A 15,330-nucleotide genomic window follows, 5' to 3' on the forward strand; every position below is an offset into this window, starting at 1 on the left:
AGCCCCTTCTTATTCTTTCATTACAATCCATTTATTCGTTCTACTGTATTTCTTTGGTGAAGTACCAAGGATTAAAGGAATCGCATCCAGTTCCTTTCGCCGAAATCCAGCTGTGTAAAAATAAGAAGAAGTTATAGGTGTATCTTGATCCGATATTGAGGCAAGTACCTTTAATACATTTTGCAAATGTTTCCGATTATCACCATTTTTTATATGCAATAACCCGTTATCTTTTACACTATTGATCCATACTTCAAATGAACAGTTTTGCATAAGAAGTTGTTTACATATGCCTGCTGTTAATTCAATTAGTTCCTCTGTATCATTTCGCAAAGAAATACCACTTTTATTTTGCAAGTTGAGGTAAATCGCGTATTTATCTGATTGCGTTCGCTCGTACTTTTTCGCGGTTATCGTCCCTGTTTTCGCTGTTGCACTCCAGTGGATGGAACGAAAATCTTCATTTTCATAAGACTTTACCCCCATTACTTTCGTTTCATCATATAAGGGTGAAGACATCGCTTTTCGAAATCCTCGTGACCATTCTTGTAATTCAGGAACTTGTATTTTCGGAACAGCAGGTAAAACTAAATAAGACGGCGTATCAACTTGACTATATGTTATATGGTTCGTTATAAATCCAAAGAAATCGGTAATAACAATTTCAACTTCTTCCCATTTCACAATTCCTCTTTTTAACGCTACAGCTTGCAAATCAAATGAAACTGACTCCCTTCCTTTTACATTAAAGTTCATATAATAATTTGAACCTGTACTATGATTTTTGTTTATTTCATCATGATTCCAAGTTAGCTTATTTTCACATTTAAATCGAAATACGATATTAAGAATAGGAAATATCGACTTGTTTGAAATTTTAATTTTGCACATATTCGTTTCACCTATAAAAACGTTCGAATTCCCTTGACTGTATTCCCATTCAACACGAGAAACTTTACGCATGTACACATACATACCACCCATTAAAATTACATACAAAAATACGAGAGATAAAAGCAGTAGATTACTTGAAAATACACATAAAATAACGGCTACAACTGACATAACTCCCATTACGAAAGGCTCCGCTAAAGGTGTATACACAAGTTGTTGATTCATCGTACATTCTCCACCGGCACATTAATCGTATGAAGAATTTCTTTCATGATTTGTTCTTTTGTTGTTTTCATCTCCCCCTCAATCGTTAACGTTAAACGATGAGCGCAAATAGATGCAGCAAGTATCTTTATATCATCTGGTGTACAGTAATCTCTTTCATATAATATAGCCCGTGCTTGAATCGCTCTCATAAATGCCAACGTCCCCCGCGGGCTTACACCAATTTCAATTAACTCATGTTTACGAGTTGCCTCAATAATTTCAAGAAGATAATCTTGCACATCATTTCCTACTAATACTTCTCTTGCACGCTTTTGCATCATAATAATTTCTTCACTTGAAATAATAGAGTGTAACTTTTCTAACGGATCATTCATTTGAAACCGATTCATCATTTCCTTTTCAGCTTCTCTCGTCGGATAACCTTGTCGAATCGTAAGTAAAAACCGGTCTAATTGAGCATCTGGTAACGGAAATGTGCCCGCTGATTCGAGTGGATTTTGCGTTGCTATAACTAAAAAAGGTTCTGGTAATGAATGTGTCTGTTTCGCAATTGTAACAGTACGCTCTTCCATAACCTCAAGTAACGAAGATTGTGTTCTCGGTACAGCTCGATTAATTTCATCCACTAATACTATATTTGCAAAAATAGGACCTAGCCTCGTTTTAAAATCCGATTCCTTCACATTAAAATATTCAAGACCAATAACATCTCCGGGCAAAGTATCCGCTGTAAATTGGATTCTTTGAAATTTTGCGTCCACGCTTTTAGCCAAACTTTTCGCTAGTGTTGTTTTTCCTGTCCCCGGTACATCTTCTAATAAAATATGTCCTTTTGCTATAAGAGCAATGGCTGCCAGTTCAATTGATTCATCTTTTCCTATAATCACCTTCGAAATATTGTTAGTAATTTTCTTTAGTGTGCTCATATATTTACCTCCCGCCTTTGTTTATTCGGAAAATTAAGAATTATTATTTTCCAAATTATAACACATCACAGTAAAAGTAAATATATTCCTGTCATTATAAAAAAGATGACCTTAGCACTATAAGCTAAAGTCATCTTTTTCATTTTATTATTTTACTAACTCTCCATTATAAGCTTTTATATCAAGTGGAGCAGTTAACAACTGTTTTACTTTGCTAACGAAAGATGTGAAGTGTTCACTCGTATTATGACTCGCAACTGCCTCTTCATCTTTCCATACTTCTACCATCGTATACACATTTTCTTTTTCTACATCTTTATAAAGATCATAAGATACATTTCCACTTTCTTCTCTTGAACCATGAAGTAATGGTTGAACTTCTTCTAAAAATGTTTGTTGTTTCGCTGGATCTACTTGAAATGTTGCGTGAATAATAATCATGGTGTTTCCCCTCTCATATTTCACTTATTTCTTTTGAAATTACTTCCACTCAGCAACTTTTTCAACTGGAAGACGTACTGATTGGTAACCACTGTCAGCAGCTTTTCCGATTGAAATTAACATAACTGGTACGTAACGTTCTTTATCTAGTCCAAATGCTTCTGCGATTTGGTCTTTTTCAAATCCACCAATTGGACAAGTATCGTAACCGTGAGCACGAGCTGCTAGCATAAATTGCATTGCTACAAGACCACCGTCAATAAGTACAGTATCTTTCATTACTTCTGGTGTAACCATTGAGAAGTAAGCTGAAAGTTTTTTCATTTGGTCTTCTTTTACTTCTGCCGGCATGAAACCGCGCTCTACTGCTGTTCCGTAAATTTCTTCTGCGTTATCGAAGTTGTTTAAATCACCAAATAAAGCAATCATTGCTGAAGATGTTTCTACTTGAGATTGATTGAATTTCGCAAGTGGCGCAAGTGTTGCTTTCGCTTCGTCACTTTCAATCACTACGAATCTCCATGGTTGCATATTTACTGAAGATGGTGCAAGTGTTGCTTCTGTAAGAATTTCTGTCATTTCTTCTTTGCTAACTTTCACTGAAGGGTCGTACTTACGAATTGAACGACGTCCTGTTAAAATTTCGTTAAAATCATTTGTTTTTACTGAGTTAGTCATAGTTGTATTCTCCCTTTTTTATAATTCTTTTATATTTTCTTGAATGTGATTTAACATATTTAAAAGATTATCGCGTTCTTCCTCACTTAATCCTTTAAATGCAGATGCTGCAAAACGTTCTTTTTCCTCTTGAAACGCCTGAATTTTATTTCGTCCCTCTTCAGTGAGAGAAACTAACGTAATTCTGTTATCGTCTGGATTTTTACGTCTTACAATCATTCCGTTTGCTTCTAGCTGTTTTAAATGCCTCGTTATCGCAGCATTATCAATATTCACTTCTTGCTGAAGTGCTTTTTGACTAATTTCACCTACTTCAAATAATTGAAGTATAAGCTCTAATCGAGACTGGCTCATACCCGTACACCCTTCAAATTTCGAACTTACTTCTTTATTTAGAAAGTGTAATTTATATAAAATAATCGCTTCTTTTGAGCATGAACTTGTCAAATTAACCCTCCTTTACAATCAAAATAAAAACATTTGATGTATCAATAGTTGATATGTCAATTAATATAATCTATATCGATTTAGAATGCAAGCATTTTGTTTTCATTTTATTTTTTCCAAATTAAGACACTTTGTAGCGTTACAAAAAATGTAAATTACATTATAATAGTAATAATTTAAATGACTGGAGAGTGATTGTAATGCGGCAATACACAAATAGAAATGAGGAAATGAAAATGGAAAATGAAATGAGGATATTAATATATGACAACAATAAATATAGGGATTGTCGCGCATGTAGACGCTGGCAAGACGAGTTTGACTGAGCGTATTCTTTATGAAACGAATGTGATTCAAGAAATTGGCCGAGTTGATAGCGGAAGTACGCAAACTGACTCAATGGAATTAGAAAGACAACGCGGCATTACGATTAAAGCATCTGTCGTTTCTTTCTTTATTGATGATGTAAAAGTAAATGTCATTGATACACCTGGACACGCTGATTTTATAGCTGAAGTGGAGCGATCATTCCGCGTTTTAGACGGTGCAATTTTAGTTATTTCTGCCGTTGAAGGTGTGCAAGCACAAACAAAAATTTTAATGCGAACATTGCGGAAACTAAACATCCCGACTATTTTATTCGTTAATAAAATTGATCGTAGTGGCGCAAATACTGAAAAAGTTGTAAAGCAAATAAAAACGATTCTTTCAAATGAAACGTTCCCCTTCTATTCTGTCCAAAATGAAGGAACAAAGGAAGCTCGTATTATTGAATATAAATCATATGACGATTGTATAGAACGATTAGCACCATTTAATGAATCATTACTTGAGTCATTTGTAAATAACGAAATCGTAACGGACACACTATTACGAGAAGAACTTGAAAAACAAATACAACAAGCAAATCTGTATCCGATCTTCTTCGGTTCAGCACTGACGGGTATAGGAGTAACTGAACTACTTGAAAATATTCCATCCTTACTTCCAGCTAATAATCCGTCTCAAGATGAAGAATTGTCCGGTATTGTTTTTAAAATTGAACGTGAACCTTCTGGGGAAAAGATTGCATATGTAAGAGTTTTTTCTGGTCATTTACAAGTTAGAAAATATGTTAATATACAACGTGATGACGCTCTGGCACATAAAGAAAAGATTAAGAAAATATGCATGTTTCATAACGGAAATGCGGTTCAAGCTTCTATCGTTCCTAGCGGAGAATTTTGTAAAGTGTGGGGACTGAATAATATTAAAATTGGTGATATTATCGGTGAACGGACTGATTATATAAAAGATATTCACTTCGCTGAACCACAAATGGAAGCTGCTATTGAAGCATTACCAAAAAAACGAATTCATGATTTATACGCTGCACTTATGGAACTATGTGAAGAAGATCCACTCATTAAAGTGTGGAAAGACGATGTTCATAACGAACTATACATTCGCCTATTCGGTGAAGTACAAAAAGAAGTAATTGAAACGACACTTTTTGAGAAATATAATTTGCAGGTTACTTTTTCAAATACGCGAGTTGTATGTATTGAGAAGCCAATTGGCATTGGAAATTCCGTTGAAGTAATGGGTGAAAAAGCGAATCCATTTTACGCAACAGTCGGATTCAAAGTTGAACGTGGTGAACTTAATTCTGGAATAACATATAAGTTAGGTGTTGAACTTGGATCGCTTCCATTAGCATTTCATAAAGCAATTGAAGATACAGTATTTCAAACATTAAAACAAGGTTTGTACGGATGGGAAGTTACGGACATTATCGTCACGTTAACCCATACTGGTTATGCTAGTCCTGTTACAACAGCGAGTGACTTTAGAAACTTAACACCACTCGTTTTAATGAATGCTTTAAAGCAGGCTGAAACATGTGTATATGAACCAGTAAATGAGTTTGAATTAACTGTACCAGAGCATACAATTAGTACCGCAATGTATAAGCTCGCTGCTATTCCAGCGACTTTTGCAGAACCTATATTCAATAATGATTCCTACCAGTTAACAGGCTCATTACCTGTTGCGAAAACAGAACACTTTAAGCGAATGCTTCATTCATTTACAGAAGGAGAAGGTTTATTTACAACGAAGCCTGCTGGTTTCACAAAGATTACGGCTCCCTTCCCTACTCGAAAACGTGTTGATAATAATCCGCTGAATCGGAAGGATTATTTGCTGCATGTGCTTAAGGCTTATTAAAGTAAAAGAGGTGCAAATTGCACCTCTTTTGCATGTATTGATAGGTTAGTTTGTCCTAATAACTTCTTTAAGCTTTTCTATTATTTTCGCTATCGCTTTAATTGAATTCTCTGTTTCAAATTCGCCAACGTTTACAGAATGGTTAGCGTTTTTGACAACTTCGATCTGTAAATTCGTTTTATGTAACTGATCAATTTGATCTGCATTATATTGGTGATCTTTATCCCCAATAACTAAAAGCCCTTCGTGATGACTATGTAAAATAGAATCAAAAATAGATTCAAAAGTTAGTAAAGGTGTAAGCAATATCATTTTTGACTGCGTGAATTCTTCTCTCTTCATTAAATCATTTGCAATCGGAATGGTTCCGAGTGATTTCCCTAAAAACATCGTATCATTATATTGCTTATCTTTTAATACTTCCTTCATTATAGGATGAATATCACCCATCATTACTTTCGTTATTTCTTCCATTGGTTTATTCATTACTTGATCGTTATAAGAATAATGAATATGTACTACATCTATTTTATTTTCGAGCATAAGCATCGTCGCATAATAAAATAATGGTTTATCGTAATTGTATCCTGAACCTGAGAACATAAAGCATATCCTATTAGAACCTTTTTCGATATGTGTATATGGAATTACTTTGCTGTCTACATGAATCTCTTTTTTAATCCCCTTCACCTTTTTCTCCTCCGCATGCATTTACTTTTGTAAAACGATATGCTCTGTATGTACGAATACATCCTTTACTTTCTCTTTAATAAACGCTGGCTGTAAGTTATATGTATCTAACTCTTCTACCGGCACCCACTTAAAGAAATACGTTCTACCTTCTTCTTCCAAAATATATTGCTCTGCCCCATTTGCAGGTAATTGTTTTAGCTCTACTTCATAATAAAAACTAATTTCATGAAACTTTCGTTCAGAAAGTGTAAAGAAATTTTCTACCGACCATATTAATCTCTTCACCTCAATAGGAACGGCTAACTCTTCCGCAAGTTCTCGTTTTAACGCTTCTTCACTATTCTCTAGCATTTTCACTCTTCCGCCTGGTACGTACCAAAAATCTTCACCGTCACCTTGTAAAATGAGTATTTTATTATCCTGTTTACAAATTGCTCCGACTCGGTAGTTAAAACATGTTTCCTCTACTTTAAACGTAAGATCCATCTGTAATGCCCCCTTATATATTAAATATCGAATTATTAAAAAACTATTATATATGTACAAATAAGATTACTAAATTTGCCCACTTCATTCAATCATTTTCGAATTTTCCAAATCCTCATTTTCATCATTACAAGTGTATATACATATGTTACAATCACATTGCACACTAGAAAAACATGATGGGGGTACGAATGGAAACGTTATTAATCCAGCAAACTGAGAAATCAAATAAGTTTTGGAAAATCGTTGTGAAAGAAAAAGACTATGTTGTGTTTTACGGAAAAATCGGCACAGCTGGCAGTGTGAAAGCGAAAGAGTTTGAAACAGAAGAAGAATGTATGAAAGAAGCTAACAAACTAATTGCTTCCAAACGTAAAAAGGGATATACAGACCCGTGCCCTGGGGAAGATTACATAAAAGAAAAAACGATAACAGAAGAAGAATTTGGGGAACTATTTAATCGTGCCAAAACGAAAGGTGAAGACCAAGAAGAACAAATAGAATGGCTTACTTCCCACCTTGCTAAACGTACAGTACATGAAATTGTAGCTTTTGATACGCATATGCATCGTATATTAAAAGATTCCTATACCCCCCGTTTATGGGCAGCAGCCTATATTATTATGGGTGGCTGTTCAGATGATACTTTCGATTACTTCCGCGGATGGTTATTATATCAAGGGAAAGAGACATACGAATCTTGTATTGAAGAGCCAGAACGATTAATTCCTATTTTAGAAAATTTGAGTGAGTATGATGTTCCAGAAATAGAAGAACCTTCTTTATATTTCTGTTTCACTGTATATGCAGAAAAAACTGGTGACGAAGATGATACTTACTTTACACTTTACCATGTCTTATCTAGTGAAGAGTTTGATGATGTAGATTTTGAATTTGACTGGGATGAAAACGATGAAGAAGGTTTGAAGAAGATGTTTCCTAAGTTATGGGACATGTATGGGGAAGAACCAATTGAGTGGTAGGTTAATTATACGTAAAAAAGTGCCTTGTTTCTTTAGTAACAAGGCGTTTTTTCATGACACTATGTTTAAATAGTTATCTTCCCACTTTCCCACCACTTCATAAACGTTTCTAACGAAGGAGCAACCCAAGTTCTACTATCATTCTCATGATTCCATACATATATATCATCTCTTTGTACTATTCCATTCAAAATGGAATAACCAAACAAGTCACCATTTCCGCCATCAGCAAAAAATAATAAACAGTCAAAAGGCATATATAAATCCTTAAAATCAACTATATTTCTCATATTCATATTTTCAGTTTTAATTTTTGAAACAGACCAAATAAAGTCTCCATATTCACCTGCTATACCGTTTGTTTCTTGTAATAGCTGTGATAAGTCATTCGGTAATTCCACAAGTAAACATTTTTGTATTTCAATAAGCTCTTCCTTCGTAGCGGGATTTTTTAAGCTTAAGTTTGATGAAATACTATGAATGGTTTCTTTCCACATAACCTTTTCTCCTCCTTATGTGCAATCAACTATATTCAAAGAGCTCCTCTAAATTTATTGATACCATTTTTCTAACAATTCCTTCTCCCTTTCGCCTGAAATCCCTGCTTTTAATTCCCATTCCTCTATACTCTTCATCCACACATACACATCCATAACTGTATCTTCTAACCTTCTAAAAGTAAGCCCTGCTTTAATAGCACTATTGATACTAATAGAAAATCCACCTTTCCACGGCTTCGTTTCCCCTTCTAATGAAAAAGTTTCTGGAATCCATAAAGGCATTTCTGTCCAAGGCTGCACTTTATGTTCATTCATGAACGATTCCTCTATCCAAACGAATTCAGCATCACTATTCGTAACCTTTTTACACGTATTTAATAGCTCTTCCATCGTCAATTCATAATTTGGACCTGTAACATTGAATATACCTGCATTTTTGTTTTCTGCCATGTTTAGTCCCCAATTTGCGACGTCTTTTATATCAACTATCTGCACTGGACGGTCTTTTCTTCCTGGAACTAACACCTTACCTCCTTTTGCTATACGCTGAATCCAATATGGAAGCCGATCTGTATAATCAAACATTCCTGAAAGAAGTCCTGCTCTTACGTGTAAAACACGCCGAGGCCAATACTTCTCTGCTTCTTTTTCACATAATACTTTCAGCGCACCGTAATACTCATAAGGAGATACTTCACCATTTTCTACAGCCTTTATTTGCTCAGCCGTCGGTTCAGGTTGTAATATATAGTCTTCTTTTATATGATGCGGAATCCAATCTTTATATACGGAAAGGCTTGAGATGAATATATAGTGTTCAATATTATCTTTAAGCACTTCTCCAACATTTCTAATGTGATGTGGAGAAAACCCACATGTATCTACGACAACATCCCATTTTCGATTTTCTAAACTTGATACATCACCATTTCTGTCACCGATAAGCTGCTCCACTTCAGGAAAAATTTCTTTGTTTGTTCCACGGTTAAATAATGTAACTTCATGCCCTCTGTTCAAAGCCTTTTCTACAAATGCTCTTCCTAAAAATCGTGTACCACCTAGTATTAGAATTTTCATGGTTCTCCCCCATTCATCATTAAAAACCCTTTCTTTTGTTAAACGATTTTTTGCTACGGAAAGTTACGGGTGGGATGCAGATTTTCACTATATTTTTAGTTCTGTAAAATAAAAAGAAACCATTTTGAAAAGTTAATCATCATGGTTTCTAAAATAATATATAATTATTACCGGTCATTCTTTACCTTTACACAATCTCTCCATCAACTAACTCAATAATTCTATTACACTTATTCGCTACTTCCATATCATGCGTTACAATAATAATTGTTCGTCCTTCTTCATTCAGTTGTAATAGCAAATTCATAATTTCTTCTCCTGTTTTTCTATCTAAATTTCCGGTCGGTTCGTCAGCCAATATTAATTCTGGTTCACCTACTAACGCTCTTGCAATTGCGACGCGCTGCTGTTGTCCACCTGATAGCTCGTCCGGTGTTTTATACATATGTTCTTTTAAACCTACTTTTTCTAAATACAACTTCGCCTTAATTTTTCTTTCCCGTTGCTTTAGCTTTCTATATGTGAGTGGTAGCACTACATTATCCAGTACAGTATGTTCTTTTAACAATGCAAAATATTGAAAAATAAATCCAATCATTTCATTTCTTGTTTTATGAACTTGATTTGCTCTAATTTCAGTTAATGATTTTCCATTTAACGTATATTCACCCTCATTTGGCATATCAATTAACCCTATAACATTTAGTAATGTACTCTTCCCTGAGCCTGATCGCCCCATTACCGCTATAATTTCGCCCTTATTTATCGTTAAATTTATACCGTTTAACGCGAACGTATTGTGATTCTTATTACTATACACCTTCTTAATATCTTTTAGTTCAATTAACCCCATTATTCCATCCCACCTATTAATGTTTTCGGTTCAATTTTTCTAATAAATAAGAAGACAATTACATTCGAAACAATGATAATCAATAATAAGAAAAGAAATACTAAAAATAATATAGGCATGTCCAATTTAAAGTCTAATGCGGATACTGCTTTAAAATCCTTTGACATTTGCAGCAGATTACCATATCTCCATGAAAAGTAAGCTATTGACATTCCTAAGCCAGCTATTGCTACAATAATGTTTTCTATAACAATTTGAATAAACATTCCAAATTTACTTTCGCCAAAAACTATTTTTATACCAAATTCCCTCTTTCTCATCAAGATAGAAACGATAGTTGTTACTACCATTCCGACGATCGAGAATAGAATGAATAAGATTCCTACTATAAGTTGAGGTATTTCAGAATAACTATTAAGAGTAACATCTATATTTATTTCATCACCTAAATTTTTCAAATAAAACGTACCGCCGTTTCCTTTAAGTTGAATTGATTTTTCTAGTTTCTTTACATCTGCATCTTTTCGTAAATGCAAAACTGTACTTTGATGCAGTCTTAAAAACATCGCTTCATAATTTTCATATCTATCAGATGACATAGGCATTATCATTGCATAATCCAACTTCAAATAAACGTTCGTTGTATTATTATTTACGATAAATTTATTCTCTGGTAAAAAGCCTATAATTGTATATTGATTATTAATTGTATCCCCAACTTGAAAATATTTCTTAAAGTAAGAACCCATTAATACTTTTGTTTTTTCTTCACTATTTTTTGGAAAATCTTCATGCAAGAAACCCTCTTCAGGTTTTAAAGGTAAACCTAACAATTTATAGTAATTTTCATCAACAACAATTGTTTGAACAGTAGGTCTGTCATCGTGAAACGTTTTATGTTTCAAATCAGCAATCATACTATTTTGAAGTGGCCTATTACTTAATTCTATTTCAATTAAACTCTCCTCGTATGTACCATACGAAATCACATCTTTATTTTGATGAATTGTATTATAAACCGCTTGAATTTGCTCTTTATTAAATTGATCGCTTTGTAACCTATCTGTCGTCCTTTCAAAAGTAACTAAATATGTTTTATCCACATTTAATGCTGAGCTGGCTTTATCATTTAGATGGTGTAAATTATAAAATACATTAATTGAACTCGTTATAGTTGCTAATCCAAATGTAATCTGTATTAGAAGAAGTACGGAAAATAGAAATCTCTTTTTTAATGCTAGGAACGCACTTTTTATTCTCATCATTTTTACTCCTTTAACGCTTTAGCAGGTTCACTTTTAAGCACATATACAAATGGTATTACAGAGAGGATAAAAGCTATAGTAAGTGAAAAAAATACACACATTACAATATGAGTAGACTGTAAACTAATGCTATAACTTGTAAACTCTACAATATTTTCACTCAAAGTGCTAAAAATCCATTGTATGCATATTGCACAGGTTGATGCAGCGATTGCACATAAAAATAATTGACTAAATATAAAAATAAACAGATTTACATTACTTGCTCCCAAAGCTTTCCTTAACGACAGATTTTTTTTCTTCGTATAAATCCAATAATAACTTACTATTATACTGGTAATGAAAGCTATACAAAAAAGCCTAAATGGAAAACTAAGTAACTCTTTCACGGCTTTACTTGTGTTTTTTTCTTTCTCATAGTTCTCTTTTTCACTAATCACTTTGGCATTTATATCTTTATTGTTCTGTTTCATATGCTGTATGAAAGTTTCTATCTCTTCTTTAGGGTTTTCGTTAGAACGAACAATCATTTGGAATGTATTATCTTTTTGTATCATCTGTTTCACTTCATCTGGCATGTCATTTAGAGAGACGTAAATTTTAATATTATACTCATATCCAGTATTTTCTCCAGCTACGCCTTTAACTATATATTCCTTATTAAATAATTTTATTGTTTCCATATCCTTATAAATTTTCTTCCCCACTATTACACTATTTTTTTCATCTTGTCCCATCTGAGAACCTTTTAGCAAAGGTGGAGACCAATTTTTATTAAGGAGACCATTCATTGTTACTCGGCCGATATTTGGAATAGTAGTACGAATATCATTTGTAATAACACTAGCATTTTTAAAATCAGATTCTACTAACGTCTGAAACTGTTTGAAATTGATTTCCCCCATATTAGTAAGTTGAACGGAATAGTAATAATTAAAATAACCATTTTTTCTATCATAAAATTTCTCATCATAATAATCTTTCGTCGACATTGCTATAAGTATCGGCCATATTGTCAATACAAACGCAATAAATAACATAATGAATATTGTTTTGTTTACCACTATTTCTTTTAATACTAGATTCATATATCCTCCTCATTTTAAAAACCGTGAAAAAGGCATTTATCCTTTGTCACGGTTTTTGTTGATTGTTATCTAATTACCATTTCCTTAGAGGTATAGGCACTATCCCCTTTCATTACCCATTCATGACCCGAATAGCCAGTGGTAATTGGCCCTCTGGATGAAACTTTAACGTTCACACGATCTGTAATTTTAGCATTATTCTTTTCTACCTCTTTAGAAGACCCATCATCAAAGCTAGCCCTTACAGTCATCTTGTAAAAATGAGGTTCATTTGTTTGCGCAGTGTAGGCGTATCCTGTAGCCTTTCCTCCACTTCCGTCCCATTCCCCATAAGAATCCCAACTAATCGAAGCAAATGAAGCGGAAGAAACCATACCTAATAAACAAGCAGTAATCCCTGTAGTAGCTAAAGTTTTTTGAAGTAAGCTTTTCATATATCCTTAATCTCCTTTTTAAAATATTCACTTAAATATTTAAGTATTTTTAGGCCTTGTCCTCATTATACATAAAGAAAACAAGAAGATATTTAAAAATCCTAATATTTACATTATTTTACACAGAACTTACCTTCTCATGAACTTTCCTTCATAAAACAAAAAGATAGTATGAAACTCCCATTCACACCATCTTTTTGCTTCCGTTATTTATTTGATTCTGTATAAGGAAGAATATATTTCACAATCAATTCCCATCTATCCCTTACATTCGGTATGACTTCAGAAGCAATCACCACCACCAGTTCCTTCTCTGGAATACAACAAATCACATTCCCACCATCGCCCATTGCACAGTATGAAAAGATTCCAGCCTCTTCTCGTAACCACCATAAGTAACCATATTGATTTTGGTTCATTGTTGTCGATTCTTTTATCCATGGTGTTGATAGAATTTGTTTTCCATTATGAGTACCTTCATTCAAATACAGCTGTCCAAACTTAGCAATATCTTTAACCGTTAACGTTAGTCCCCAGCCGCCTGTCGAAATACCATTTGGATCATGAACCCATCCTTTTACATCTTTTCCGAATAAGTCATCAAATCCAAACGCTTTCATATTGTAGTTTGGAATTTCTCTCATACCGAGTGGCTGGAATAAGTATTCATTCGCAAATTCACGTGTATTTTTTCCTGTTACGCTCATTATGATTGCTGATAGTAAATGAGCTCCTGCAGATGAATATTTAAAAGATCCAATCTCTCCGCCTTGTCCAATTCTATTTAACGTATATTCTATCCAATCCTTTTGTGTACATAATTCTTCTAGCGATTCCTGCCAGTCTACGAAAGGATGTGGAGCTGTCATCGTAAGAAGATGCCCTACTGTTATTTCAGATGAATGAACGTTATATTCCGGAAAAAATTCTATTACTCTTTGATCAACGCTTTTTATATAACCTTTATCTATACATATCCCAATTAGCGCAGAGATTATCGTTTTTGTAACTGACGCTACATGAAATGTATCATTTGGTCCGTAATCGTTATAATATTTTTCAAAAATAATATTACCTTTCTGCACTACTAACATACCATTCATATTTTCATATTCTTCTTTTATAATCTGATCTAACTTTTCAGCAGTTTTCATTATTCCTTCCCCTTTAACCTATAATTAAAAAGGTTCGATAGGTACATATATATCAACTATATGTTTATGCTTTGGATGCTGCTTTGGATGCTGCTTTGGATCATTTCTATATACTTCAAAAGGATATGAGTCTCTTGGTTTATATCCGCTATTTGGTAGCCACTCACCATATATAAAGTCCCATGCTCTTTTATATTCATCTTGGAATATTTCAAAATGTCCTATTGCATACTTGCCTGAAGGTATTACCATTATTCCAATGTCGTTCGTTTCTATTGCAGATTCACCCGGAATTGTTATACATAAACTTGTTCTTAAATGATTGTCCTCCGTAAATTCATGATGATCGTGGTAAATGGTTAATACTTTCGTATCCTCAAATACATGATAGTTTTGCTTAGTTGCGTAATGAAATAGTTTCTCTATCATTTCCGGAAAAGCTATAGTTAACTCTTCATATGTACCGATATGTCTTATGTATGCGACGTTTATATTGTCTGCTGTTACAATTTCAACATTACCTCGAACCTTCTTACATTCATTGTATTGAGGAATTCCCCTTACGTCTTTGCAATTCTTGCTATTGTCGTTTCGATATTGAGACGGACTTACTCCGTAATAATTTTTGAATGTTCGGGAGAAAACTGCTGAATCTGTGAAACCAAAATGGTAAGCGATATCCGTAATCGTCATATCCGGGCGATATGTAAGTAGATTTGTTGCCCTTTCTAACTTCAAGCGATTCACATACCGAGATAACGGCTCGTCTACTGTTCCTTTAAAAATCCGATGAAAATGAAACTTTGAAAATCCTGCTACATCGGCTAGCTCTTCAATTGAAAGTGAATCATTTATGTGTGATTCTATATAATTTTGTACTTTGTATATGCGCTGTAAATACTCATTTCTATTTTGTTTACTCTCCATACTTCTAGCTCCTCACAACAAAAAGGCTAACTTTGTGCTAGCCTACTT

Annotated in this window: 17 protein-coding genes; 2 read left to right on the forward strand and 15 right to left on the reverse strand. The window is 33.8% G+C overall.

Annotated features, from left to right (window positions below; all coding sequences use genetic code 11):
* Window positions 1-9 precede the first annotated feature (9 nt).
* From BGI23_RS14650 to BGI23_RS14670, 5 genes are all read right to left on the reverse strand, one after another.
* Entirely contained in the window at window positions 10-1,119 is a 1,110-nt protein-coding gene (locus BGI23_RS14650) for a DUF58 domain-containing protein (protein WP_070806367.1), read from the reverse strand.
* Window positions 1,116-2,048 carry an AAA family ATPase gene (locus BGI23_RS14655; protein WP_070806368.1) on the reverse strand — a complete coding sequence of 311 codons (933 nt, stop codon included), beginning with the start codon at window positions 2,046-2,048 and terminating at the stop codon, window positions 1,116-1,118. The genes BGI23_RS14650 and BGI23_RS14655 overlap by 4 nt, the downstream gene beginning before the upstream one ends.
* A gap of 147 nt (window positions 2,049-2,195) precedes the next feature.
* Window positions 2,196-2,489, reverse strand: a complete 294-nt coding sequence (locus tag BGI23_RS14660; protein ID WP_070806369.1) for a putative quinol monooxygenase — start codon at window positions 2,487-2,489, stop codon at window positions 2,196-2,198.
* A 39-nt stretch (window positions 2,490-2,528) separates the two neighbouring features.
* Window positions 2,529-3,167, reverse strand: a complete 639-nt coding sequence (locus tag BGI23_RS14665) for a nitroreductase family protein (RefSeq protein ID WP_070806370.1) — start codon at window positions 3,165-3,167, stop codon at window positions 2,529-2,531.
* Window positions 3,168-3,185: 18 nt separating this feature from the next.
* Window positions 3,186-3,614, reverse strand: coding sequence for a MarR family winged helix-turn-helix transcriptional regulator (locus tag BGI23_RS14670; protein WP_000204166.1), 429 nt, complete (start codon window positions 3,612-3,614; stop codon window positions 3,186-3,188).
* 264 nt (window positions 3,615-3,878) lie between these two features.
* Here BGI23_RS14670 and BGI23_RS14675 point away from each other — a divergent pair, with 264 nt between their 5' ends.
* Window positions 3,879-5,822: an elongation factor G gene (locus BGI23_RS14675; RefSeq protein WP_070806371.1), complete on the forward strand. Its 1,944-nt coding sequence runs from the start codon at window positions 3,879-3,881 to the stop codon at window positions 5,820-5,822.
* 45 nt (window positions 5,823-5,867) lie between these two features.
* On the opposite strand, the gene BGI23_RS14680 is transcribed toward BGI23_RS14675, so the two are convergent.
* Complete coding sequence (locus BGI23_RS14680; protein ID WP_070806372.1) at window positions 5,868-6,512, reverse strand: alpha/beta hydrolase; 645 nt, start codon at window positions 6,510-6,512, stop codon at window positions 5,868-5,870.
* Between the two features lie 21 nt (window positions 6,513-6,533).
* A complete protein-coding gene (locus BGI23_RS14685) occupies window positions 6,534-7,001 on the reverse strand; it encodes an NUDIX hydrolase (RefSeq protein ID WP_070806373.1) in 468 nt (155 codons plus the stop codon).
* A gap of 191 nt (window positions 7,002-7,192) precedes the next feature.
* On the opposite strand from BGI23_RS14685, the gene BGI23_RS14690 reads away from it, so the two are divergent.
* The gene (locus BGI23_RS14690; RefSeq protein WP_070806374.1) at window positions 7,193-7,984 is read left to right on the forward strand and encodes a DUF4240 domain-containing protein; all 792 of its coding nucleotides are present in this window, start codon (window positions 7,193-7,195) and stop codon (window positions 7,982-7,984) included.
* A gap of 65 nt (window positions 7,985-8,049) precedes the next feature.
* Here BGI23_RS14690 and BGI23_RS14695 read toward each other — a convergent pair whose 3' ends face one another.
* The 8 genes from BGI23_RS14695 to BGI23_RS14730 all read right to left on the reverse strand — a co-directional run bounded on the left by BGI23_RS14695 (window position 8,050) and on the right by BGI23_RS14730 (window position 15,282).
* Window positions 8,050-8,481 (reverse strand): SMI1/KNR4 family protein, encoded by a 432-nt coding sequence (locus BGI23_RS14695; protein ID WP_070806375.1) that lies wholly within the window; start codon window positions 8,479-8,481, stop codon window positions 8,050-8,052.
* A 54-nt stretch (window positions 8,482-8,535) separates the two neighbouring features.
* The gene (locus BGI23_RS14700) at window positions 8,536-9,561 is read right to left on the reverse strand and encodes an SDR family oxidoreductase (RefSeq protein ID WP_070806376.1); all 1,026 of its coding nucleotides are present in this window, start codon (window positions 9,559-9,561) and stop codon (window positions 8,536-8,538) included.
* 187 nt (window positions 9,562-9,748) lie between these two features.
* A complete protein-coding gene (locus tag BGI23_RS14705) occupies window positions 9,749-10,414 on the reverse strand; it encodes an ABC transporter ATP-binding protein (RefSeq protein WP_070806377.1) in 666 nt (221 codons plus the stop codon).
* Window positions 10,414-11,679: an ABC transporter permease gene (locus tag BGI23_RS14710; protein ID WP_172801691.1), complete on the reverse strand. Its 1,266-nt coding sequence runs from the start codon at window positions 11,677-11,679 to the stop codon at window positions 10,414-10,416. The genes BGI23_RS14705 and BGI23_RS14710 overlap by 1 nt, the downstream gene beginning before the upstream one ends.
* A gap of 2 nt (window positions 11,680-11,681) precedes the next feature.
* Window positions 11,682-12,767 (reverse strand): ABC transporter permease, encoded by a 1,086-nt coding sequence (locus tag BGI23_RS14715; protein ID WP_070806379.1) that lies wholly within the window; start codon window positions 12,765-12,767, stop codon window positions 11,682-11,684.
* A gap of 65 nt (window positions 12,768-12,832) precedes the next feature.
* Window positions 12,833-13,201 (reverse strand): hypothetical protein, encoded by a 369-nt coding sequence (locus tag BGI23_RS14720; RefSeq protein WP_000838686.1) that lies wholly within the window; start codon window positions 13,199-13,201, stop codon window positions 12,833-12,835.
* Between the two features lie 206 nt (window positions 13,202-13,407).
* Window positions 13,408-14,355 (reverse strand): serine hydrolase domain-containing protein, encoded by a 948-nt coding sequence (locus BGI23_RS14725; RefSeq protein WP_070806380.1) that lies wholly within the window; start codon window positions 14,353-14,355, stop codon window positions 13,408-13,410.
* Window positions 14,356-14,379: 24 nt separating this feature from the next.
* On the reverse strand, window positions 14,380-15,282 hold the full coding sequence (locus tag BGI23_RS14730) for an AraC family transcriptional regulator (protein ID WP_070806381.1): 903 nt from the start codon (window positions 15,280-15,282) through the stop codon (window positions 14,380-14,382).
* Window positions 15,283-15,330: the final 48 nt, after the last annotated feature.

This window comes from Bacillus sp. ABP14, assembly GCF_001831375.1.
Classification (GTDB): Bacteria; Bacillota; Bacilli; order Bacillales; family Bacillaceae_G; genus Bacillus_A; species Bacillus_A paranthracis.